Origin of the sequence: Ligaoa zhengdingensis (genome assembly GCF_014384885.1) — a bacterium.
Lineage (GTDB): Bacteria > Bacillota > Clostridia > Oscillospirales > Ruminococcaceae > Ligaoa > Ligaoa zhengdingensis.
Map to the genome: position 1 here is coordinate 1 of NZ_JACRST010000003.1, position 23,280 is coordinate 23,280.

Annotated in this window: 14 protein-coding genes and 1 tRNA gene; 8 read left to right on the forward strand and 7 right to left on the reverse strand. The window is 49.5% G+C overall.

The genetic code is table 11. The annotated features are described in order from the left end of the window. From H8711_RS03230 to H8711_RS03250, 5 genes are all read right to left on the reverse strand, one after another. On the reverse strand, positions 1–3,997 hold a 3,997-nt coding region (locus tag H8711_RS03230), incomplete at its 3' end, for a beta-L-arabinofuranosidase domain-containing protein (RefSeq protein ID WP_249282106.1). 192 nt (positions 3,998–4,189) lie between these two features. Beyond that, the gene (gene rsgA / locus H8711_RS03235) at positions 4,190–5,278 is read right to left on the reverse strand and encodes a ribosome small subunit-dependent GTPase A (RefSeq protein ID WP_249282107.1); all 1,089 of its coding nucleotides are present in this window, start codon (positions 5,276–5,278) and stop codon (positions 4,190–4,192) included. Between the two features lie 94 nt (positions 5,279–5,372). After that, the gene (gene mgtE / locus H8711_RS03240) at positions 5,373–6,722 is read right to left on the reverse strand and encodes a magnesium transporter (RefSeq protein WP_249282108.1); all 1,350 of its coding nucleotides are present in this window, start codon (positions 6,720–6,722) and stop codon (positions 5,373–5,375) included. Between the two features lie 323 nt (positions 6,723–7,045). Next, positions 7,046–8,032, reverse strand: a complete 987-nt coding sequence (locus H8711_RS03245) for an ATP-binding protein (RefSeq protein WP_249282109.1) — start codon at positions 8,030–8,032, stop codon at positions 7,046–7,048. 18 nt (positions 8,033–8,050) lie between these two features. Continuing rightward, complete coding sequence (locus H8711_RS03250; RefSeq protein ID WP_249282110.1) at positions 8,051–9,046, reverse strand: DnaD domain protein; 996 nt, start codon at positions 9,044–9,046, stop codon at positions 8,051–8,053. Between the two features lie 159 nt (positions 9,047–9,205). Between H8711_RS03250 and H8711_RS03255 the strand changes: the two genes are divergently transcribed. After that, positions 9,206–9,281: transfer RNA gene (locus tag H8711_RS03255), tRNA-Gly, on the forward strand. Positions 9,282–9,586: 305 nt separating this feature from the next. Here H8711_RS03255 and proB read toward each other — a convergent pair. Then, positions 9,587–10,387, reverse strand: a complete 801-nt coding sequence (gene proB / locus H8711_RS03260; RefSeq protein WP_249282111.1) for a glutamate 5-kinase — start codon at positions 10,385–10,387, stop codon at positions 9,587–9,589. Position 10,388: 1 nt separating this feature from the next. Further along, positions 10,389–10,928: a prolyl-tRNA synthetase associated domain-containing protein gene (locus tag H8711_RS03265; protein WP_249282112.1), complete on the reverse strand. Its 540-nt coding sequence runs from the start codon at positions 10,926–10,928 to the stop codon at positions 10,389–10,391. Between the two features lie 123 nt (positions 10,929–11,051). Between H8711_RS03265 and H8711_RS03270 the strand changes: the two genes are divergently transcribed. The 7 genes from H8711_RS03270 to H8711_RS03300 all read left to right on the forward strand — a co-directional run bounded on the left by H8711_RS03270 (position 11,052) and on the right by H8711_RS03300 (position 23,021). Next, a complete protein-coding gene (locus tag H8711_RS03270; protein ID WP_249282113.1) occupies positions 11,052–11,918 on the forward strand; it encodes a LysR family transcriptional regulator in 867 nt (288 codons plus the stop codon). A gap of 506 nt (positions 11,919–12,424) precedes the next feature. Then, entirely contained in the window at positions 12,425–13,894 is a 1,470-nt protein-coding gene (locus tag H8711_RS03275) for a hypothetical protein (RefSeq protein WP_249282114.1), read from the forward strand. A 15-nt stretch (positions 13,895–13,909) separates the two neighbouring features. After that, positions 13,910–20,473 carry an RHS repeat-associated core domain-containing protein gene (locus H8711_RS03280; RefSeq protein ID WP_249282115.1) on the forward strand — a complete coding sequence of 2,188 codons (6,564 nt, stop codon included), beginning with the start codon at positions 13,910–13,912 and terminating at the stop codon, positions 20,471–20,473. 5 nt (positions 20,474–20,478) lie between these two features. Next, positions 20,479–20,703: a hypothetical protein gene (locus H8711_RS03285; protein ID WP_249282116.1), complete on the forward strand. Its 225-nt coding sequence runs from the start codon at positions 20,479–20,481 to the stop codon at positions 20,701–20,703. Positions 20,704–20,869: 166 nt separating this feature from the next. Continuing rightward, positions 20,870–22,030, forward strand: a complete 1,161-nt coding sequence (locus tag H8711_RS03290; RefSeq protein ID WP_249282117.1) for an RHS repeat-associated core domain-containing protein — start codon at positions 20,870–20,872, stop codon at positions 22,028–22,030. A 12-nt stretch (positions 22,031–22,042) separates the two neighbouring features. Further along, positions 22,043–22,324 (forward strand): hypothetical protein, encoded by a 282-nt coding sequence (locus tag H8711_RS03295; RefSeq protein WP_249282118.1) that lies wholly within the window; start codon positions 22,043–22,045, stop codon positions 22,322–22,324. 160 nt (positions 22,325–22,484) lie between these two features. After that, entirely contained in the window at positions 22,485–23,021 is a 537-nt protein-coding gene (locus H8711_RS03300) for an RHS repeat-associated core domain-containing protein (RefSeq protein WP_484985966.1), read from the forward strand. Positions 23,022–23,280: the final 259 nt, after the last annotated feature.

Consider the following 23,280-nt stretch of genomic DNA (forward strand, 5'->3'; position numbering starts at 1 on the left):
CATCGAACGCCGCCCAGCTCTCCTCGGTGTAACGCGCTTCCTCGAACACTCCGTCGATCGCTTTGATCAGCGATTCCAGCATGCTCTTATCCACATCGGAGGGAATCTCGCCCTCCACCAGATTGGAAATCGCTGTCTCTAATGCCGCCAAGGCGTCGCTCACCTCACTGTCCGCAACGCTTTCATCCTCCAAAATTTGCTGGGCGAGAGCTACAGCATCCTGAAGCTGTCCCCAGCTTTCCGCCGTATAGTCGTTCTGATTGAGCTGTTCAATCTGCGCCAACTTGGCTGCGATGCGCTCCCGGTCCGAACGGGCGGCAAGCTCATACAGGGCCTGATTCAACTGCTGGCTCGCCGCCTCGATTTCCGCCTCTGAGGCGCTTTCGTCGCCGCATACCAGCTCCGCTTGTGCAATCGCTTCCTCAAGGCTGGCCCAACTTTCATTCGTATACTCGTCCTGCAAATAGTATTGCTGGATAAACTCAATCTTGTCCCGAAGCGCTGTTGTATCCGCTTTTAGCTGTAGCGTATCGATTGCATTTTGCAGCTGATCGAGCGCCGACAGGATTTCGTCCGCCTGCGGATTCTCTTTCTCTGCAATGTTTCGCGCCTCATTTAATGTGCTGTCAAAGGCTGCCCAATCGGTGGTGGAGAGATAAGCATCCCTGTCGATCCGTTCTGCATGGAAGATCGCGTCCTTCAAAAGACCCAGGGTGGAACTGTAAACCTCGAGCTCGCGCATCCCCGCCCAGACGCCGTTGGTGCTGCTCAAAAAGCGAATGCGCAGATACCGGGCCCGCGCCGCGCCTGACGCGGCATACTCGGTGGAAACCTGGCTGTTGTTCGATTTGTCGCAGAACACCTGCCAATTGCCGCTTGCAAAGGAATCGTCCGCCCAGTCGCTGGGATCATTGGAATATTCGACAACGTACTGGAATCCAGCGGGTTTTTCCGCGGTGAAATCGACATTGGTGACGAGCGTTTCAGCGCCGAGATCGATTTTAAACCATTGGGGCATCGCGTCGCTTCTGACGCACCAACGATTTTCCACATCCGCGCTGTTGATGCCATCAACCGCTTTTTCCGGACCGTAATCGCCGTTGTACTGCTCCGATGCCTTCACCGCTTTGCCGAACGCAAGATTGTCCCCGCGGTCAGCCGTTATGCCGGTTTCCGCGCGGAAATAGGTGGTGTAGGTCTCGTCGCCCACCTCTGTGAACGGGACGAACAGCAGGGAATTGCCGCGCCCGTCCTCTGCGGAGAAGTGCAGCGGCAGACCATCACCGGCCGGTTGGAACCATTCATTCAGGTTGTCCTTCCAATTCTCATATGCGGACTGCGAGTCGAAAGCGAGCGTTCCGTTATCATTCACCGAGCCGATGGCGGCCAGGGCGACGGGGCCGTAGGTAAACGCGGTCACCATATCATCGTCGCCCATGGGAGCGCGCGCGAAATCCATTGGCAGGGAGACGCGGATGGTGTCACCGGTTTTAAATTCACCGGTTACGGCTACAAAACCGGATTCCGTTCCGCATGCATATTCCTCACCGTTGAGCTCAATGGTGTAACCCGACTTGATCCAGCTCGGAATGCGGATCATCACGGTGAGTTCCCGCCCATCCGCCTGCTCAAAGGTGAGAAGGGAAGTGTCTTCATAAGGGTAGGAAGTTTCCTGTTTCAGCCGGACGCCCTGTTCCTCCCAGTTGAGCGTGGAGGCTGCGAACTGGGCGACGTAAAGGGTGTCGTCGGAGAAGAAATACAGGCATTCGTTGAGCTTTGAAAAGTTTTCCAGACCAGAGCCATTGCAGCAGAATGCGCCGTACACGGTGTCGTTCCAGGTCGCCCTGCGGTTGGCGCCCATCGGCTGGAAATAGGTCTTATCCCCCTCCGGGTTCATGCTGCCCAAAATCTGGTTGAACAGGCCCTGTTCGTAGTAATCGAGATATTTGACATCGCCGCTCCATTCAAACAGGTCGCGCGAAATTTTGAGCAGGTTGTAGACATTGCAGGTTTCGCAGGTATCGCCATTGAGCTGGTGAGAGAGGGTGTTGGGCACCTGATAGTGTTCGGCGATGCTGTTGCCACCGTTCACATAGGTGCGTCCGTCCTCCACCACAAAATCCCAAAAGTGCTCGGTGGCCAAGCGGTAATAGTCGTCGCCGAACAGTTGATAATTGCGCGCCAACCCTACAATTTTCGCGAGATAGGTGTTGCCGTGCATCCCGTCGAGGTTGTCCACACCATTATAAAGGTCGTCGAACAGGCGTTCGCGCTCCTCAAACAACGCCGCGATTGGGAGGTATTCCTCCTTGCCGGTGGCTGCATACATGTTGAGCAAAACTTCATTCATGCCGCCGTATTCCTCATAGGAGAGCACCTCTTCGGCCCGGTCGCCCAGCCGCTCCATGCGCCATTTGGTCCATTGGGCCAATTGATCTGCTACTTCAAGCGCCTTTTCATTTCCACAGTAGTTGTACGCATCCAGCAGGCCGGCCATGATCTTGTGGATCATGTACCAGGGCACCGCAGCGTATTGATGGGATTCCAGTTGGTCAAAGCGGCTCTCCGGAAACGCGGAAAGGTATCCCCGCGCCACCTTCGGGTCTCCGGGGTTGTCCCCATCGCTGAGCATCAGCCCCTGGATTTCGGCCAGCCCATCCACAATTGCATCGAGTTTCGCCTTATCGGCCTCATCGTGGTATCTGCCGTACAGCATCGCCAGCGCGGACATGTAGTGGCCCTCGAGGTGGCCTGCAAACTGGTGCCCCGGTTCGGCCCACCCATGCAGGGAAGGGGCGCCCTTATAGTCCAGGTTGGCGCCGTAATTTTGATTGGCGTTGTAGCGGAACGCATACAAGATGGTGTCCGCAGAGATGCTGTCCATCACGGCGCGGTTGATCTCTTCCTTCTCCAGAAATTCGCCGTCCAATAGGGCGACGTCCTCCAGGTCAAAGGAAAGGATCTGTTCCTGGGCGAGCGATGCGCGCACCGTAACGAAGAAATCCTTGCTCAGGCTCGCTCCACCGCTTTGGATGGTGGCTGTGAGCTTCACCAGCACATCGCCACTGTCCGGTCGGGTCACTTTGCCGTCCGCGGTGATCGCCTCCGGACGGTTGGATCGCCAGCTGATGCGCGTCCCATAGGCTCCAGTGCGCACAAGCTCGAGGTTTTGAACCGCTGTTTTGGGGAGGGTGAGCAGCTCCTTGGCTGCCTTCACCTTTTCCATGTCGGTGAGGCTTGCAACCTCGGCAAGTTCTTCCGCGGAGAGCGCTCTGCTGTAGAGGCGGAAGTCGTCCATCTCCCCGCAAAATAAGGGATCATCCCACAGGGATTTTCCGAGATAGCTGCGGAAACCTTCCGCGTCCACGGCGATATCCGAGGGTTTCAAAGCGATTTCAGCTTCGGCTTGCTGTACCCCGTCGTAATAAATTTTGGCGATTCCCTGCTGATAGACAAGCGCCAGATGGAACCAGCGGCACTGCGGCGCTCCATCCTTTACGACAACCGATTTTTCCACCGCAGCGCCTCCGCCATTTTCCGAAATGGTATAGTTAAGGCCGCTGTTCCACTGGTTGGTGCTCCGGGTGATCAGACACATAAATTTTCCGGTTTCTCCGGTTCCAAAGTCGAAGACCCGCTGGAAGGTGCGGTCCTCCGCTACCTTCAGATACACGGATACTGTGAAGTCGTCAATTTGGGACAATTGGCCGTCCAAATCCGGGATTTCTATGTAATCATCTCCGCCGTCAAATGTGATTGCATTCCCTTTGATGCCATCTGCAAACAGCGCACCGCCGTTGATGACACCGTCCAGGCCGTTTCCACTTCGATCGGGCAGTTGGACCCCTTCCGAGCCCTCCATATCATACCACAAAACCAAATCATCCGCCGGCGGCTGCACCGTGTAGGCGCTCGCTGTCACAGCTGACGCCAGACTTGTTGCGATCATCACCGCAGCCAAGACGGAAGCTGTCGCCGCTTGAACCCTTTTTTTCATCCTTATTTTTCCTCCTTTTTGCTGTTTCCTCGAATTTTTACCCGGCGAGGGATCTTATTTATTATTTTACCACGATAAGTATTTTGAGTATTTACAATATTTTAGCAGATTTGCTGACAAAATGTTTAAAAAAGAAACAGGCGGGAGTTCCCCAGGAAACTCCCGCCTCAATGCCCGGTTGAACCGGTTTTGTTATCTCATCAATTTTCGCTTGTCCTTTTCACGGATAGATTTGCGGGCGTTTTTCATCCCGCCCACCTCTTTGAACATTTCATTCAGCTTTTTGGCTTCAAGTTCTCTAAAGTTGAGGCCATCGTATTGTGCTTCCTTTTGCAATTTCAAATAGCTTGCAAGCCGGTCCGTGCCGAGGCTGCCCTCCTGGATTGCCTGTTGTACGGCGCATCCGGGTTCTTTGGTATGGGTGCAGTCCCGAAATTTACAATGCGCCGCCAAAACCTCGATATCGGTAAACGTCTTTGATAGGTCGGCATTCTCCAAGCCGAGTTCGCGCATACCCGGCGTGTCGATCACCATCCCCCCGTTTTCCAGTGGGATGAGCTCCCGCCTGGTGGTCGTATGCCGGCCTTTATCGTCCGCCCGAATTTCATGGGTATCCAATTGTTCTCTACCGATCAGACGGTTGATCAGCGTCGACTTTCCGACGCCGGATGACCCGATAAAAGCCACGGTTTGGCCGGGTTCGATATATTTCAGGATGGAAGCATAGCCGTCTTCATCGACCGAGGAGGTGATAAGGATGTCCGCGCCGATCGCCACCGATTCCACCTGGGCAACCCATTGCTCCACGTGATCACACAGATCCGCCTTAGTTAATACAACGACTGGGATCGCTCCGCTGTCCCAACTGATGGCAAGGTATCGTTCCAGCCTGCGCAGATTAAAGTCATGGTTGAGCGACATGCAGAGGAACACTGTGTCGATGTTGCTCGCAACGATCTGCTCGTCATTGGCGGTCCCTGCCGCTTTCCGGATAAAGGCACTCTTTCTGGACAGCACATGATGAATCACAGCGTTGCCGTTGAGATCCGTTTCGCGGTCGATCATGACAAAATCACCGACCGCGGGAAAATCGGAAAGCCGGGTTGTCTCAAACCGGAATTTGCCGGAAACCGAGGCCATGAGTTCGCCGTTTTCACATAGAATTCGGTACAAATCCCTGGACTGAGAGACCACACGTGCAACAAAGAGGCCGCCGTACATTGCCGCTTCGGTTTCGAAGCGGCCTGTATATCCCAAATCTTTCATATTCAGTTGTTTCAATTGTAAATCCTCTCTACATTCAAAATTTTTATCCTGTTCGTTACCGCCGCTGTGATTTGCCGCGGTAAGAGTTTTTGGCCCGGCCAGAAGTTTTTTAGATCGCAAGCAGGCGGGTCGCAATTGAAAAATAGATGACCAGCGAGAATGCATCCACGATGGTGGTGATCAAGGGTGCAGCCATGATTGCGGGGTCGGCCCGGAACAGTTTGGCGACGATCGGCAGAATTCCGCCGATCGTTTTGGCCATCACCACGGTGGCGAACAGGGCCAACGCCACGGTGAGAGCCACAGCCTCATTGCCGGGGTAGGTGATAATCAGCCGCACATAGTTGACCGCCGCCAGAACAGCGCCAACCACCACGCTCACCCGCAGCTCCTTCCAAAGGACGGAAAGCAGGTCGTGCGGCTGAATTTCTGCCACCGCCATGCCGCGGATGACCAGGGTGCTGCTTTGCGAACCCGCGTTGCCGCCGGTATCGGTCAACATGGGGATAAAGGTGACCAGCAGCGGCATGGCGGCAAATGCGGCCTCATATCGCCCCAGAATCCCGCCGGTGATCATGCCGGAGATCATCAGAACCAGCAGCCACAGAATACGATTTTTGGCCAGGGAGAACACGCCGGTTTTCAGGTAAGGCCGTTCGGAGGGCAGCATTGCCGCCATCTTTTCAAAGTCCTCGGTGGCCTCCTGCTCCATCACATCCACCGCGTCGTCGACAGTCACGATGCCAACCAGGCGGTTTTCGTGATCCACCACCGGCATGGACAGCAGGTCGTATTTGGAGAACAGCCGCGCAACCTCCTCGCGGTCCTCGGTCGTCTTCACCGAGATGATATCGGTATCCATGATCGTGTCCAAAGCGCATTCGTCGTGCGCAAGCAGCAGGTCCTTTACGGTCACTACGCCGTCCAGCTTGCGCTGCTCGTCGATGACATAGCAGGTGTAGATGGTTTCCCGATCCTCCCCGGTGCGGCGAATGTGCTTAATCGCATCTTCCACCGTCATGTCGCGGCGCAGGTCGGTGAACTCAGCGGTCATGATGCTGCCAGCCGAGTTTTCGGGGTACTGCAAAAACTGGTTGATCAGCGCGCGGTCGTCCGGCGTCGCATTGCGCAGCACCCGCTTGACCACATTTGCGGGCATCTCCTCGAGCATATCCACCGCGTCGTCGGTGTGCAGATCATCCAGAATCACGGCGAGCTCCCGGTCGGTGATGGAACCGATGATGACTTCCTGGGTTTCAGACGATAGATTGGCGAATACATCCGCAGCCATATCCTTGGGCAGGGTGCGGAAGGTGACGACCGCCTTCTCCACTGGGAGCTCCTCAATGAATAGGGCGACGTCCACCTCGTTGGTGTCAGAGAGCACTTCGCGCAGCGCGCGATAATTTTTGGTGTCCAAAAGCGCTTCCAACGCTTCAAAATTTGAGTTGATTTCCATTTTGATTTCCTCCTTGCGTCGTTTTTAATCAAGGTAGGAAGCTCAAAAATGAACAAAACCGCATGAGAAGGCACAGACCTGTCTCATGCGGTGATTATCCTTATGTGCAGAGAGGGCCGCAAATTCAGCGCGCCACAAAACAAGCGGACCAATATGAGCCGCCGCACAAATGATAATCACTGTCTTGTTCCATTTTTGTACTTCGACCGCATATGTCCACCTATTTTCCCTCCTTTGTCCGTTTCAAAGTCTTAGAATGCCCAAAATTTCTCCAGGAATCCTTTTTTAGTATACGCTGAGCCGCACTTTTTTGCAACTGTTGGTCAGCGCTTCTCCAACAGTAGGCGGCGGATATCGTTGCCCTGGAACCACAATACACTGTAGTTGCCGATCAATCGCGACACGATGCGGTCGGCGTACTGCTGGTCGAGCTCCTTCAGGGTGAGATTGGTGCTGATGATGGTGGATTTGCGGGTATTGATGCGGGTGTTGATCAGGTTGTAGAGCAGGGAATTGGTAAAATTGGTGGCGAACTCAGACCCGAGGTCGTCGAGGATCAACAGATCGCACGCCAGCATCGATTCCAATGTGTCGTAGCGGCTGCCTTCGCGGGAGAACTTTTCGTCCTCCGCGCGGCGAAACAGGTCCTGCATCGAGCCATACACCACCTCAAACCCGCGTTTGATCACTTCGGATGCAATGGCGAGCGAGAGATGGGTCTTGCCCAGGCCGGTCGCGCCGAGCATCAGCAGGTTGCGTCCGCTGCCCCCTTGAAAATCGCGTGCAAACTGGCGGCAGACGTCGTAGATCGCCTCCATGCGGCGGCGGGGCGCCGCGCCTCCATCGGCGGTATTGGGGTAATAATCGAGATGAAACTGGTCGAAGGTCGCCAGCGAGAGGGAAGAGACCGAGTTGAGGCGGCGGAGCTTCTCCTCCCGAAGGACCTTTTCCAGGCAGGAGCAGATTTTTCCATCGATGTATCCCTCATCCCTGCACAGGGGACAGACAGGGCTGGGTTCGAGGTAGTGCTCCTCCACCCCGACCGAGCGCAGCAGCTCGGTCCGCTCCTGTTGCAGGGCAAGATTTTTGGCCTTTACCTGTTTGACCAGTTCGCCGGTCGATGATCCGCCCGCTATCACGGCGCGCACTAACTCCAGGCCGGTGCCCGCAAGCTCCTGTTCGATCGCGCGCAGGCGCGGCAGATGGCGGTACAGCTCCTCACGCCGCTCGGTTGCCTGCGCCTTGGCGGTGTTGCGCCGTTGGCTGAGAACCCCCAGGCCATATTCCAATAAATCCTTTGAATAAGCCACAAAATCACCGCTTTCGTTTTATTTGGGCGTGCTGCCCGCGAGGTATGCCTCCAGCTCATCAATATCGTAAGAGGATTTCGGCTTTTGTTGTTCCGCTTTTTGACGGGCAAAGGCCGAGCTTTCCTTGGCGACCTGTTCGGGGGTGCGGATGTTCTGGCTGCGCCAGTTGGAGAGAACCTTATTGATATAGGGAAAGCTCAGTTTCCCGGTGTTTTCGATCGACCGTTCATAGGCCAGCTTGATAACTGGCAGATCAAACCCGTAATCGCAGAACCAGGTGCGTATGTATTCGCACTCTTTGCTGGTCAGTGCGCGGTCGTAGATGCCAAAGGCAGCTTTGCAGAGCTGCTGCCGCTTGTCCGCCTCCAGGCTCTCACGTATGTAGTGCTCCGCCTTTTCCAGCGTATCGATGCCGCGCTCCTGCCAGGCCATCGCTACCTTTTCGATGTACCGGAGATTGGTCTTTCCAATCTGCCGGCAATATTCAATTACGGTGAGCAGCACGTCTGCTGGGATACCGGCCCAGTCGTAGAGGGAGGCCAATGTCGCGAGGTCGGAGCTGGTGAGCGTCTTGCCCAGGGCCGCCTCAGTTTCAGTCAGCAGAGCCTGGAATTCGGCGCTGCTCCGGGCCAGCTTGGCGATTTCGGCGGATGTGAGCCGCAGCTTCGGCGGACTGCCCGAGGGGCGCGGAGCCGGCGTTTGAGAGGCGACAGGGAAAGCCGGAGCGGGTTCGGCATTTGTACTGGGAACCGTAAGGCGGACGGAATCCTCATCGGGCAGGGCGCAGAGGACCCCCGCGCCGATCCAATAGTTGAGCGCATCCTGGGTGTCTCCTGCGGAAAGATTCAGCGCTGCCGCAAGGTCGGCGAGCTCCACAGCTTCGCCTGCCCGCCGCAACAACAGCAGCAGCACCTTCAGGTGGGCCACGCCGCACAGCTTTAGGTGTTTGTCCACAATTTGAGTAGGTACGGCGAACACCGAATTCCATATACCAAAATTTAAAGAATATTTCATAGAGAGATAGACCTCCGCCTTGTTGGTTCTGATTGTTTATCTTTATTATAACAGATTTCCGGCTTCTCGTCACAAAAAGGAGAAAAAATTTGATAAAACAGTTGACAGGGGAAAATTTATTTGCTATAATAAACCAGTCAGCTCAAGAAAGTGAAAAATGCGGGTTTAGCTCATTTGGTAGAGCGCCACCTTGCCAAGGTGGAGGTAGCGAGTTCGAACCTCGTAACCCGCTCCAGAGAGAAACCCCGTGAATTGGCTTAGAATGCCAGTTCGCGGGGGTTTTTTTATTATTTTCAATTTGGGTTTTGAGCCAAAATTTTTATAGATTTTGAGTATTTTTCAGCCGTAAGGTAACACGTAAGGTAACAGACTTACAAGGGATAAGGTAACAAATATTATACTACGAGTGATCGTCCTAGAAGCTCTTTTTGATCTCATTCTGGATGACCTTCAGGAACCAGCGCACTAAGACTGATAGATCATTGCTGCTGCTTTTGTATCGTTGAAAATAGCGGCTCTATGACTATAAATCGTTCTGTTTTAGGATATTTTTCCTGCAAATAAGGTGCCTGATTGGCCACCTTTTATGATTTCATATAGACTTTCAGGTGCTTTTCCATTTGTGATAATGGTATCTATCCCTTGTGCGGTGGCAAGCTGAGCGGCCCGAAGTTTTGTTTTCATGCCGCCTGTTCCGCGCCTTGAGCCTGCGCCGCCTGCAAGAGAATATATTGTTTCATCAATTTGTTCTATCCGGCTGATCAGCTTGGCATTTGGGTGCAGTCGCGGGTCTGCATCATACAGACCGTTTATATCGGACAAGATGACGAGCCGCTTTGCCCTGCATAGAACCGCAACGACAGCGGAAAGCATGTCGTTATCGCCGAATAGCCTATCCTCCGATTCTATCTCTGTATAGCTTACTGAATCATTTTCATTGACAATGGGGATAATGTTCATTTCCAATAGGGCGTTGAATGTATTTGTCAAATTTTCTTTCTTTTCTTCTTGTTCCATGTCTTCCGCATTCAGCAGAATTTGGGCGATTGTCTTGTCGTAATCATTGAAAAATTTGTCATACAAATACATGATGCTGCATTGACCGACCGCAGCAGCAGCCTGTTTCATTCGCATACTGGAAGGACGCTCTTTCATATTCAGTTTGTTCGTTCCAACGGCTATCGCGCCGGAAGATACCAAAATCACTTCATACCCCATATTTTGAATGTCGGACAGTACACACGCAAGGCGGTCAAAGGAACGCAGGTCGCTTTTTCCCATTTCGTTTGTCAGTGTGGAAGTTCCAACTTTTACTACGATTCTGTTTTGATATAGTCCCATATCACACCTCAATAACAGTGGCAGTATGCTTTGTAAATGGCAGGAACTTCCGGTAAATGTCATCTGTTTTCACTTTCATGTATCCGGTTGTCGTGCCGTCGCTGCACCCATACCATTCTTCTGCAAGGACATCTTTATCAAAAACAATCCTCACTTTGTTTTCGCTGTCTAAAAGGCTGCTGAAAACAGTTGCTGCGCCTATTTTTGTGCTGAGCATGGCATCCATTTGTTCCGCTGGCGCAAAGGAGACGCGGGAAACATCTAATGCATTGCTGAAGTCTTTAGAGCGAAACGGCTTATTGCCAACGGTAATAAACAAATAGAAATCGGTTTGCTGCCTGTTGCAGAGGAATAGGGTTTTTACCATATTCATATTCAGTTTTTCATTAATGGCAACGCAGTCCTCCATTGTAATCGCTTCCTCTGTATCGACGCGCTCAAACGGAATTTTCAGTTTTTCTAATGTCTCATAGACTTTTTTCTGAAGCTGCGTCTGAAAATGACAGGGAGCTTCGGTTTGAATTTCACTTACATAAAACATGTTGCTGTCACACTCCTGCTTGACTTTTTTGCGTTTTCAGTTTACCATACTTTTTATAATTACAAAAGCGAATGTTTATCATGAAAAATATGATAAAATCAGATGGAAAAACAGGGTGATAGTATGGATATGAATATCCAAAAGTATATGGCATTTGTAAAAACAGTAGAGTATGGCAGTTTTACAAAAGCCGCTGAGATGCTTCATTATTCCCAATCTGGCATTAGCCGCATGATTAATGATTTGGAAAAAGAGTGGAAAATCGTTCTGTTGGAACGGGGGAAATTGGGGGTAAGACTCACAAGCGACGGAATGAAGCTGCTTCCGCATGCCAAGAGCGTCTGCATGGAATACGAGAAACTGCAAATGGAGGTAGACGAGCTCTCCGGGCTGCAATCCGGGCTGATCCGTATCGGTACATTTTCCAGTGTGGCGACACATTGGCTGCCGAACATCATCAGAGAATTTCAAAAGGCATATCCGAACATTGATTATGAATTGTTACTTGGCGACTATACGGAAATCGAAGCATGGATATTAGACGGACGTGTGGATTGCGGTTTCCTGCGTTTGCCCGCACATCCGGAATTTGAAACAATTTTTTTAGAACAGGACAGGTTGCTTGCTGTCCTGCCAGAAAATCATTCTTTGGTACACCTTGAGAAAGTCCCTGTTGCCGCGCTCTGTGATGAACCGTTTATGCTTTTGGAGAAAGGCGCAAAAACGGAGGTGTCGGAAATATTTGAACGCTGCAATCTAACGCCTAAAGTGCATTTTACAACGTGGGACGATTACGCGATTATGTCAATGGTGGAAAGCGGTCTTGGCATCAGCATTCTGCCGGAATTGATTTTGAAGCGTGTTCCATATCGAATTGTTGTAAAAGAATTAGACGTTCCTGCCTATCGAAAAATTGGTATCGCTTTGCGGAATAAAAAAACAGCTTCGCTTGCGGTAAAACGGTTCTTAGAGTATCTGCAATATCGTTAAAACTTCAGAAAGTAAAATGCCAAGACAGCGCCCCCATATTTAACCCGATTTACGGTTGAATATGGGGGCGCTGTCTTGCGGTTCAGATCTTTATATCAAAATGAAAAATTAAGTTGTTAAAAGAGTTGCAAAGAAAAAATCTCATTACATTGTTCGACGATAAGAAAACAAAATTGATACAAAGTGGAGATCGACCGCTGTAAGATCATATCGGTTTAATATATAGCAGTTTCCTTAACACGGTAGGTCTAGCGTTAAGGAAACTGCTACAAAATTATCAATTTAGTGAATGTAAGCTGAGCACGCATAGATATCATAAATAATATGTGAAAATAATAAACTTTTTAAAATATTTTTTATTTACAAAATTTGTTATTTGTTGTATAGTAAAAACATATCATCCAATATTATACAAAATTCTACAAATTATGGATGGTTTGGGAGGTGGAACTAATTTTCCTTGGGGTAGGTTGAAGACAAACGAGAGTTGAGAACGGAGGAGATTTATGAAACGACAACTGAGGATTGTGACAGGATTAATCGCGATGTTGAGCATACTTGTTGGGTTGACAGTCGTTGCGTATGCGACGGAAAAGCATCCGAATCAGGTAAAGAGCAATGATATCGGACTTGATGAAGAAGGGAATCCTGTAGATCTGGATTTGTGGGAGTACAGTTTTGAAGCCTCCCCGCAACTACTTAGCCTGGAAGGTGCAGAGGATGAAAGCGATGAAAAAATCGCAAATGTGCGTTACGTTGGACCGATTATTGACGGACGAATCTTGGGAAATGCACCAGCAACCATTCAAAGCAGTGCGACGAATTATGATTCTGCCTTTCAAAATATGACCAGCTTGATATATCCCCCTGAAATACCGGAAGGCGTTATTTCAATGAACCATACCTTCAATGGGTGCAGTAATTTAGTAGCGGCGCCAGAAATTCCATCTACAGTTACATCTATGAACTTTTGTTTCGCTAACTGTACCAGCATGGTGACACCGCCGCCGTCAATTCCGGAGGGAGTTTACACTGTTTACGGGACATTTGCAAATTGCAGCAGTATGACGACAGCGCCGCAATTTGTCAGTTGGCCTGGGATGGTGCAAAACTTGTTTATCCAATGTACAAGTTTAAATCTGGATATGACGGTGCAGCCGACACTTTCGTATACGACCAGCGGAATGTTTGATAATGTCTTGAGCGTGCGATTTTTAAGAACAGATACGACTCTTGTTGACTATGCGGCAAGTACCCCAGCAGGGGGATATGATGCACCTCAAAACTGGATTATGGTGCAGCATGAAGAACTCGGAAACATCGCTTTAGGACAAACCTATAGCTACACAGGATATCTTGGAACAAAGCCGTTAGATTATATGACGGAATATGTAAAAGAAGAATGGATAGATTTCACGCCGACACAAAGTGGGGAGTATAGGATTTTATTAAACGGAAGTGATATGACGGCATATTTTGGGGAAAAAGCAGGGACATTGAGCTGTCTATCCTATCATTCAAGCGTGTTGGATATCACAAGAGCATTGACGGCAGGAATCACTTACAGAGTCAAAATAGAAGGCTCTGAAAATAGTAGCAGCAGCCTACAAATTAGTTCGGAGGGAACTACGCCGCCAGCTCCGCCTCAAGAATATATCGCAGGAGAAGAATACAGCTTTGCGGTGAAAGCAGAAAATGTGACAAACTTCAGCAACATTGTGTATAAGCTGGAATTCGACAACACCAAATTTGACATCGTGAACCTGTGTGCTGGGATGTATCCGGCAAAGACAACAACGGGAACTTGTTCCGGCCAGTATATCACAATTCAGTCGATTGACAGCACAGGCGTGACCTTCAAGTGCACGAGGACGGTGCCGGCAGGCAAGGCGTATACAGGGGTGATCAATGTCATCAAACTCAAGGCGAAGACAACAGGGGAAGCGGAAGTAAAAGTGACAACGACGAATGCGTAATGGAGGAGGGGCATTATGGATCGAACCAGTTTAAAACAGAAGCTGCTGAGCATTTTGCTGTGTGCGGTAATGACGTTCAACCTGGGAACCGTGGCGTATGCGACGGAGCCAATGAGAGAAAATACACAAGAAGAAGCATCACAATCGGAATCCGTAGTGGAAGAACAGCAGGATATAGCTCCCGAGGTGGAGGAACAGGAGAGCGCCTCTGAGTCTTCGGGTGAAGAAGTTTCCAGTACGCCAGAAACGAAATCAGACAAAGAGCAAGGAACCACTGAGGAATCTTCCGAGCCGTCCATTGAAGATGGCGAAGCATCCAGTGAGCCGGAGAAGCCGGACACGGAAGCGCTGGGAACAGAAGGAGATAATACAGGAGCGGAGCCGGGAAGCGGCGATGTTCCTGAAGAAAGCGATCCGCAGAGCCAAGCGCCAGAGGGTTTGACCGACGAGGAGCTGGACGCGCTCAAGGATTCCATCACGGAATATACGGAGGAGGAAAAGGCTGTTCTTTTAGAGAAGTTGGGGTTAACGGAAGAGCAAGTCTTGACTTTGGAAACGGAAGAAAAGTATACCCTACCCCAGATTGGGCTAATCAGTATTATTAAAGCTAATTATCCATTTTCTTTGGAAGATGCAATAACCTTTTTCGGGCATCACTACAACCTTGGAAATATTAAGCGAACAATAGCGGAACTTATTATTTTAACGGACGACGATTTAAACCATGTAACAGCCCATGAGGTGGAAAGCTATTTCTTGAATGGCAACGAAACAGAAGTGATCCGTGATGCGGTAATTATTGCAGAAATAACAGGACTTCCAATGGGAGAACTGATCAGACCAGTTCCAACAGAGGAGGAACTGAATCTATCTTCGAATGAATCTCTGCACTTTACAAATAGAAGGACCCGCCAGTTGAACCGTGCCTTGTCCTATAGAAACTGGTCCAATGGAGTTTATACAGTAGTCAACATAGAAAATTTTGAAGAATATTATTGGATCAACCTAGAGAGCATTCTGGCGGAACTGAGTGGGGAAGAAGACGAAGTGGATTCTGGATTACTCAATCAAGCACTGGAAAATATTCTCTATCAGGCGTTAGAACTGGAAGCTGAACTATATGGCGAGATGGTATTTGCAATTTCTCGTGCAGTTCCAGAAGAGAAATCGGAGGAGGAGCCAGAAAGAAACATAGTGGAAACAAGGGCATCGCGTCCCCGCCCGCCAGCTGAGGAGGATAAGGATAACCCGGTGGAAGCGCCCTATGCGGTTGCAGCAAAGGAAAATGAGCAAATCAATATGGCGACGGGTGCCTTGAAATACACATACAATGTCCTGGAATTGCCGAATACAAATGGAAATGGGTTTAAATTGAGCCTCACATATGACTTGGATGAAGCGGCAGTTGGAAAGGAGTTCTTCGGCAGTAAAACAAGAAAGGTTTATTGTAATCGGTATACAGAATATACCGATACGGGAGAATTTTATGACCAATATTATAAGTACTATTTGGAAAATGATAAATCGTATCAATGGGATTATGAAGATGATAATGATCCGAGTGATGGTGTTTATGTGACTCAAATGGGGCCGACGACCGATCTCACTACAGTTAATGAACTGTTAGATAGCTTTTCGGACACCACGAGCAACCTCGGACCTGGTTGGATGTGGGACTTGCCAATTATCGATACGCAACTGAGAGGATATAACCTTCTATATCTGCCAAACGTGGGCAAGTTTGCCTTTAAAGCCAGCGAATTAAAGTTTGAGAAATATCCGAGAGACGACATTAGTATTTCGAAAGAAGGCTCAGGTTCGAATGAGAAATATAAAGTGACGTTAAAGGATGGAGAAAAATATTATTTTAAGAAGTCTACCGGACAGCTACTGGAGTCTGAAGATCGCTATGGGAATAAAACGATCTTTAGTTACGATGGGGACTGGTTGCAAAGTATTGTGGATTGTTACGGAAGGGCAATAAATTTCAGCTATACAACTGAATCAGGGAACAGGAAACTGACAGTAACCGCCCCGGATGGAGGAACAATAATCTTTCATTGTGCACCAAAAGCTGTGATTGATCAAGAGGACGGAGGGTATATCAATCAGCAAATTTTATCCAGAATTGTAGACCAAGAGAATCGGGAGACCAGCTTTGATTACGATGCCAGTGAATATACTTTCGATTTCTATGACAAGATGGATGAACGCACCATGTATAAAATTATGGATGGTGCGGTAACAAATTCTATTTTGACACTTAAAGAAGTCACCTATCCGACTGGTGCGAAGACACTTTATACCTACACGACCGATTGGGAAAATTTGGCGAAATATGGCCGTATAAAAAAATACAAGGTCAAAACCAGAACAGACATAATAGACGACGGAAACTATAATGTAGAAAGTTTTCCTAGCTATGGAAGATATACACAGCATCCTAAAAAAACGACCTCTACTAGTAGAACATTTATTACAGAGCGCAAAGAACTGTTGGAAAATCAGACGTTGCGTTCCTATAAATACACATTTAATGAAGATTTCTTGACGACAAAAGAAGAATTTGAGAGCATTACAAATGCAGCCGGTGGAAAACTGAGCAAAACAACCACTCGTCTGTTTAGTACCTATCAATTGCCAACAAAAGAAACTGTCGTAAGCACAGACACGACGAGTGGTACTTCCAACAATGCACAGACGCTCATCAAGCAGTACAGTTACAACAAAACAGGCAATCTACTATACGAAATTGGAACGAAGGCAGAAGGCAGTTCAACCGATACGACATACCGCACGGATTATACTTACTATACAGACACGTCTACCCCTTACAGCCATCTTTTAACGAAGACCTACAAGCAGGACGCAAATACGACAATCCGGGAAGTAAATGTGTTGGATGAAGCGACTCACTCTATGGTAATCCGCACTGAGGTCTACAGCAAAGATTGTTCAGATGTTAATGCGGATTACGTTTTACAAAGCAAGACAGAGTACAGCTACAACTCGAAAGGAAATGTGACGCAGAAGAGGGAATACCAGGATGTGACCACCGGAGAGTGTATCATAACGAACTACGAGTATGACAGCAGCGGAGCGAATGTGATCAAAGAGACGGTGCTGGGCGAGAGGGACAGCGACGGCAATGTCATCAACGAAGCGGACAACATCTCGACCAGCTATACCTACGACGCCATGGGCAATGTGACCTCTATCACTGATCCCAACGGGAATACCAGTAGCATCACTTATGATAGCATCTATCGCGTTACTGAGAAAAAGGATGCCCTCAACCATACGGAAACATACGCATACGACGATACCGCGAACAGCACAATCTACACCGATCAGCGCGGCAAGTCCTACGAATATCAGTATGATCCGCTGGGGCGTCTTGAGACGGTGAAATATCTGCCGGATAAAGATCATCCGGAGAATGGCCAGCTGCTGGCTGCCTACGAATACGATGCAAACGGCAGGCTGATCAGGGAGAGCAAGAACCAGGATGCGGGCGGAGTGCGCAATATCCGCTATGAATACGACGCGCTGGACCGGCAGATCAGCAAAGGATATTATGAGAGCGATACCGCAGCCACGCCGGTTTATCTCGAGACCACGTCCTATGAGGATGTGACGTCATCGGACGACAATTCAGGCGATATCACCAAGGGCGGATCGAAGGTGACGATCACAATCGGCAATCGCGTGACAACCCAATATTACAACCGGTATGGAGAACTGATCCAGGAAGGCGGAGTGCTCAATGGGTCAGACGCACAGACCAGCACCTATTACGAATACAACTACCTGGGCCAGAAAGTGGCGGATAAACAGTACATCGGCGGTGCGTTAACAACTGTGGCGGCATACGAACTGGACTACGCAGGCCGGATTGTGAAAACGACCGATGCGCTGGGCGGCTATGCGTCTACAGAATACGACGATAGGGGGCAGGTGCTCAACCAGACGGATAAGAAGCAAAAGGTAACGGTCAACACCTACGATATCTTTGGGCGGATGGTGGAGCAGAAGCAGCCGTTTGCTTCAGACGCAGGGCAGGATGTGGAACAGTACAGTTTCCAATACACCGAATACGACAAAGCAGGCAATGTGGTGAAAACGAGGCGGAGCAACCAGGCGAGCGACAGCGCGGCGGGCCGCTATGCCGTCACGGAGTATGAGTACGACGCCAATAACCGATTGACGGATGTGATTCAGACGATCGAGGGGACAAAGAAGCAATACACCCACTATGAGCTGGACGCAGCGGGCAACACGATAGCGGCGTATATCGGGCTGAGTGTGCCGTATGGGCAGCGGTCCACATCGGAACCCTACTCGGTCATCGAGTACGAATACGACGACCAGGGCCGCCTGGTCAAGACAACCTATCCGGATGATACGGTGGAGACTGTCACCTACGATGCGAATGGGAACAAGGCAACCGCAACGGACCGCAACGGAGCAGTGACGACCTACAGCTATGACGCAGCGGGCAGAGTGATCAGCGAGAGCACAGCGCAGGGAGAGGCCGCGCCAGTAGTAAAAAGCTATAGCTATACCGGAGCAGGGGATATTGCGGCGGTGTCGGCCGAAGGCATGACCATCGGCTATGAGTATGACGGCCTGGGCCGGATGACCCAGGAAACCCAGCCGGATGGGATCGTAAAGGAATACGGGTACGACAATCGGGGCAACCGTCTGTCATTCGTGCTGAAGCAGGATAATGTGGAACGGGTGAACGAGGGTTATACCTACGATGCTCTAAACCGTATGCAGACGGTGAAGGAAGGCGGAACAACCGTAGCCACGTATACCTACGACGCGAACGGGAACCGCGCAAGCCTGACGCAGGGCGGCGTGACGACAACCTACACCTACAACGACGCGAATCTCGTGACCAGCTTGACAAACAAAAAGGGAACGGACATATTGAGTTCCTATAGTTATACCTACTACCTGGACGGCAACCAGCGCACTAAGACAGATGTGGTGAATAACAGGACAACGACGTATGGTTACGACCTGGCGGGGCGTCTGACGAGCGAGAGTGAGAGCGGCGGGAACACCTACGCCTACACGTACGACAGCCGGAACAACCGCGCAAGCCTGACGGTGAGCGGAGACGAGAGCTACAGCGTGGCGTATGAGTACGACGGGGACAACCGCCTGCTGACCGAGACGAAGACGATAAACGGCAGGCAGGAGATCACGAATTACTCGTACGACAACAACGGGAACCAGATTCTGAAGACGCATTCGGTACTGGAAACAGCAGGCAGCGGCACGGCGGGAGCGTCCCTGCAGGTCAGCGCATCGGAGCCGGTGGAGTTCGACGCGACGGTATCGGAGTACGACGTGTGGAACCGGCAGGTGAAGGTGACGAACGACGCGGGCACGAGCAACTACGCGTACTACCCGGATGGGCTGCGTTACAGCAAGACGGTGAACGGCGCGCTGCTGCGTCAGGTATGGGACGGCACGAACCTGGCGTATGAGTACACGCTGGGCGAAGAGGACGCGGTTGTACCGGTGCGGCGGTACGCGCGTGGAATCAATGCGATCTACGTAGAGAGCGGCGATGCGAAGAGCTACTACCTGTACAACGCGCACGGCGACGTGGTGCAGATGACCGATGCGACAGGCACGGTGACGCAGGAATACGAGTATGACGCATTCGGCAACGAGCAGAACCCCAGCGCAAACGACACGAACCCCATGCGCTACTGCGGCGAATACTTCGACGCGGAGACCGGCACGATCTACCTGCGCGCCCGGTACTACGACCCGAGCATAGGTAGGTTTACCAGTGCGGATACCGTGTTGCAGATTATGGTGGAGCTCAGCAGCGGCATTGAAGTGCCTGATCCGTTGAGCTTGAATCGGTATACCTATTGCCATAATAATCCGGTGATGTATATGGACTCCACCGGCAACTTTGTAATTTCGACTACGGTTCTATTGGTTGCTGCAGGAGCTGCGATCGTAGGAACAATAGGGGGCTTTGTAGGTAATTACATTGCTGACCAAAAAGGAGCAACTGGTTGGGAGAAGGCTGGATATATTGCAGGTGGTGCGGTAATTGGCGCTGTTGCGGGAGGTGTAGCCGGTTATGTTGCAGCACCAGCGGTTGCAAGTGCTACAAATGTTGCTGCAATTTCTGTTACAAGTGCTGGTGTTGCTACGATTTCTGCCAATAGTACGGTAGTAGCTGAACAGACATCTCGAATATTCAACAATGCTACGACAGCAATTACGACATATTATCCTCCCAATAATGGCTTTTTGGGTGAATCACAAAGAATTATGTTGGACGCTGGGACAATGATTCAACGAACTGGAAATTTAAGTGGATATTTTGTGGCTCCAGCGGGAACACCAGGAGCAATGTTGGCATTACCCTATGATAAGATAGGAGATGCAACGACATTGCTTCAAATTCAATATCCAATATATGTAGAATCGGGGCAAGTAGCTCCTTGGTTTGGGCAAATTGGTCTGGGTACACAATATATTTTAGAGCAAAATTTAGATAAACTAATAAGTGTAGGAGCAATAAAAATAATAGGAGGTTAACTAAAATGTTGGATGATGATTTTTTTGAAGTTCTGAGAGCAAATAATATTCCTGAGTTCAAAGTAAGTATTAACAACGCAATTAAAGATGATGTGTATTGTATAAGAGAGAATTATAATCAGTGGGAAGTATTTTACAGAGAACGGGGAAAGGAATTCAATTTGAAAAAGTTCGATACTAAAGAAGAAGCCCAAAACTATTTGCTTAATTATTTAATAAGGATTAGATAATCTAGATATTAAGGATATTTCTAATTGTTAATGACAAATAGGGAACAGTTTTTTCTGTTCCCTATTTGTTCCGTCAAAGTATTGGTTGAAGGAAATATCAAACAGCGGCACGGCGGGAGCGTCCCTGCAGGTCAGCGCATCGGAGCCGGTGGAGTTCGATGCGACGGTGACGGAATACGACGTGTGGAACCGTCAGGTGAAGGTGACGAACGACGCGGGCACGAGCAGCTACGCGTACTACCCGGATGGGCTGCGTTACAGCAAGACGGTGAACGGCGCGCTGCTGCGCCAGGTGTGGGACGGCACGAACCTGGCGTATGAGTACACGCTGGGCGAAGAGGACGCGGTTGTGCCGGTGCGGAGGTACGCGCGCGGAATCAACGCGATCTATGTAGAGAGCGGCGACGCGAAGAACTACTACCTGTACAACGCGCACGGCGACGTGGTACAGCTGACGGATGCGACGGGCATAGTGACGCAGGAATACGAGTATGACGCATTCGGCAACGAGCAGAACCCCAGCGCAAACGACACGAACCCCATGCGCTACTGCGGCGAATACTTTGACGCGGAGACCGGAACGATCTACCTGCGCGCCCGGTACTACGACCCGAGGATTGGTAGGTTTACCAGTGCGGACACGGTGTTGCAGGTTATGCGAAAGTTGGGCAGCGGCATCGAGGTGCCTGATCCGCTTAGTCTCAACAGGTACACTTATTGCCATAACAATCCGGTGATGTATATGGACTCCACCGGCAACTTTGTAATTTCGACTACGGTTCTATTGGTTGCTGCAGGAGCTGCGATCGTAGGAACAATAGGGGGCTTTGTAGGTAATTACATTGCTGACCAAAAAGGAGCAACTGGTTGGGAGAAGGCTGGATATATTGCAGGTGGTGCGGTAATTGGTGCTGTGGCTGGAGGTGTAGCGGGTTATGTCGCAGCACCAGCGGTTGCAAGTGCTACAGGTGTTGCTGCTATTTCTGTTACAAGTGCTGGTGTTGCTACGATTTCTGCCAATGGTATAGTAGCAACTAATCAATTAATTAATACAGTTCCTGGGGTTCAGCAAGGATTATATACTTCGTTAGAACAAGGTGTTAATTTTAGTCGGAGAGCTTTGGAGCATATGCAAGAGCCAGGGAGATTTGTGCCGGTTCAGTCGTTAATTGATACAATAAAAATAGGTGCTAGTATGCCGGATCCACAAGGTTCACAGGCTCTAATGTATTATGCAGAATTATCCATAAATAGCAAACTATATAACTTAGAAGTACTATATGATAAATTTTCAAATACTATTTGGCATTTTAAATATTATGTATAGGGAGGATCGCAATTGGATCAGAAAGATGAGTTATATTATTTACTTAGGGCATTTTTGAGGGGAGAATACGATATAAGAACATTTTGCGATGCTTTTTATGATGTATATTATCCAGATCGTCCAATAAAATTTATGGATGAAGAAGAGTTCAAATGTTTTGATAAGTTAGCAAATGTGATATCAAGATATACGCCATTTGAAGATGATATAAAAGCTTGCCCGAATGCATTTTATAGCAAAAATGATGTCAATAAAGCTATTATTACCACATGTAAACTATTAGGTATAATATAAAAGGAAATCTAAAAAGCAGGGCAGCAAAAGTTATTTTGCTGCCCTGCTTTTACGTATAACGACGCAGACTCGCGGTCAACTTGACAAACAAAAAAGGAACAGCTACACTGAGCTTATATAGTTACGGAACCAGCGAACAGGATAGCGTGGAATCAACGCGATCTATGTAGAGCGTGGAGACGCGAAAAGCTACTACCTGTACAACGCGCATGGCGACGTGGTGCAGCTGACCGATGCGACAGGCACGGTGACGCAGGAATACGAGTATGACGCATTCGGCAACGAGCAGAACCCCAGTGCAAACGACACGAACCCATTGCGCTACTGCGGGGAGTACTTCGACGCGGAGACCGGCACGATCTACCTGCGCGCCAGATACTACGACCTGAGGATTGGCAGGTTTACCAGTGCGGACAGTTTCCTGGGCAATGCGAATGACCCGCTGAGTCTTAATCGGTACACATATTGTAAAAATAATCCGATTTTATACATAGATCCAAGTGGTAATTTGACCTACAATTTGGGAAAGGGATGGACGGCTCGTATTGAGAACTCCCATGTTGAAAATGGGAAAGGAAAACATATTCATTTAATATACAAGTTATATAATTATCTCCATAGCATAAAGATCATCATGGGGAGTTCATCAAATCGCAAATTGCTTGAGCATAAGATTGGCTATCCTCCAAAATGTTGAGCGAGTCGGATACTTTTCTAAGAAGTAGAAAAAACAGGGGAAGGAATCGTTTTCCTTCTCCTGTTTTTGATAATCTAGTAACCAGCTTGACAAACAAAAAGGGAACGGCTACACTGAGTTTATACAGCTACGGAATTAGCAAACAAGATAGCGCGCGGAATCAACGCGATCTATGTAGAGAGCGGCGATGCGAAGAGTTACTTTTACTTGAAAATTATCTACGTATGGTATACAACCGGTCCGGTTAAAGAAATTTTTC

What these genes read in the sequence shown, in the direction of transcription:
- proB (WP_249282111.1), bottom strand. Translation starts at nt 10,387, where the DNA reads ATGGGACTATATCAAAACAGAATCGTAGTAAAAGTTGGAACTTCCACA.
- H8711_RS03270 (WP_249282113.1), top strand. Translation starts at nt 11,052, where the DNA reads ATGGATATGAATATCCAAAAGTATATGGCATTTGTAAAAACAGTAGAG.
- H8711_RS03285 (WP_249282116.1), top strand. Translation starts at nt 20,479, where the DNA reads ATGTTGGATGATGATTTTTTTGAAGTTCTGAGAGCAAATAATATTCCT.
- H8711_RS03275 (WP_249282114.1), top strand. Translation starts at nt 12,425, where the DNA reads ATGAAACGACAACTGAGGATTGTGACAGGATTAATCGCGATGTTGAGC.
- H8711_RS03250 (WP_249282110.1), bottom strand. Translation starts at nt 9,046, where the DNA reads ATGAAATATTCTTTAAATTTTGGTATATGGAATTCGGTGTTCGCCGTA.
- mgtE (WP_249282108.1), bottom strand. Translation starts at nt 6,722, where the DNA reads ATGGAAATCAACTCAAATTTTGAAGCGTTGGAAGCGCTTTTGGACACC.
- H8711_RS03280 (WP_249282115.1), top strand. Translation starts at nt 13,910, where the DNA reads ATGGATCGAACCAGTTTAAAACAGAAGCTGCTGAGCATTTTGCTGTGT.
- H8711_RS03265 (WP_249282112.1), bottom strand. Translation starts at nt 10,928, where the DNA reads ATGTTTTATGTAAGTGAAATTCAAACCGAAGCTCCCTGTCATTTTCAG.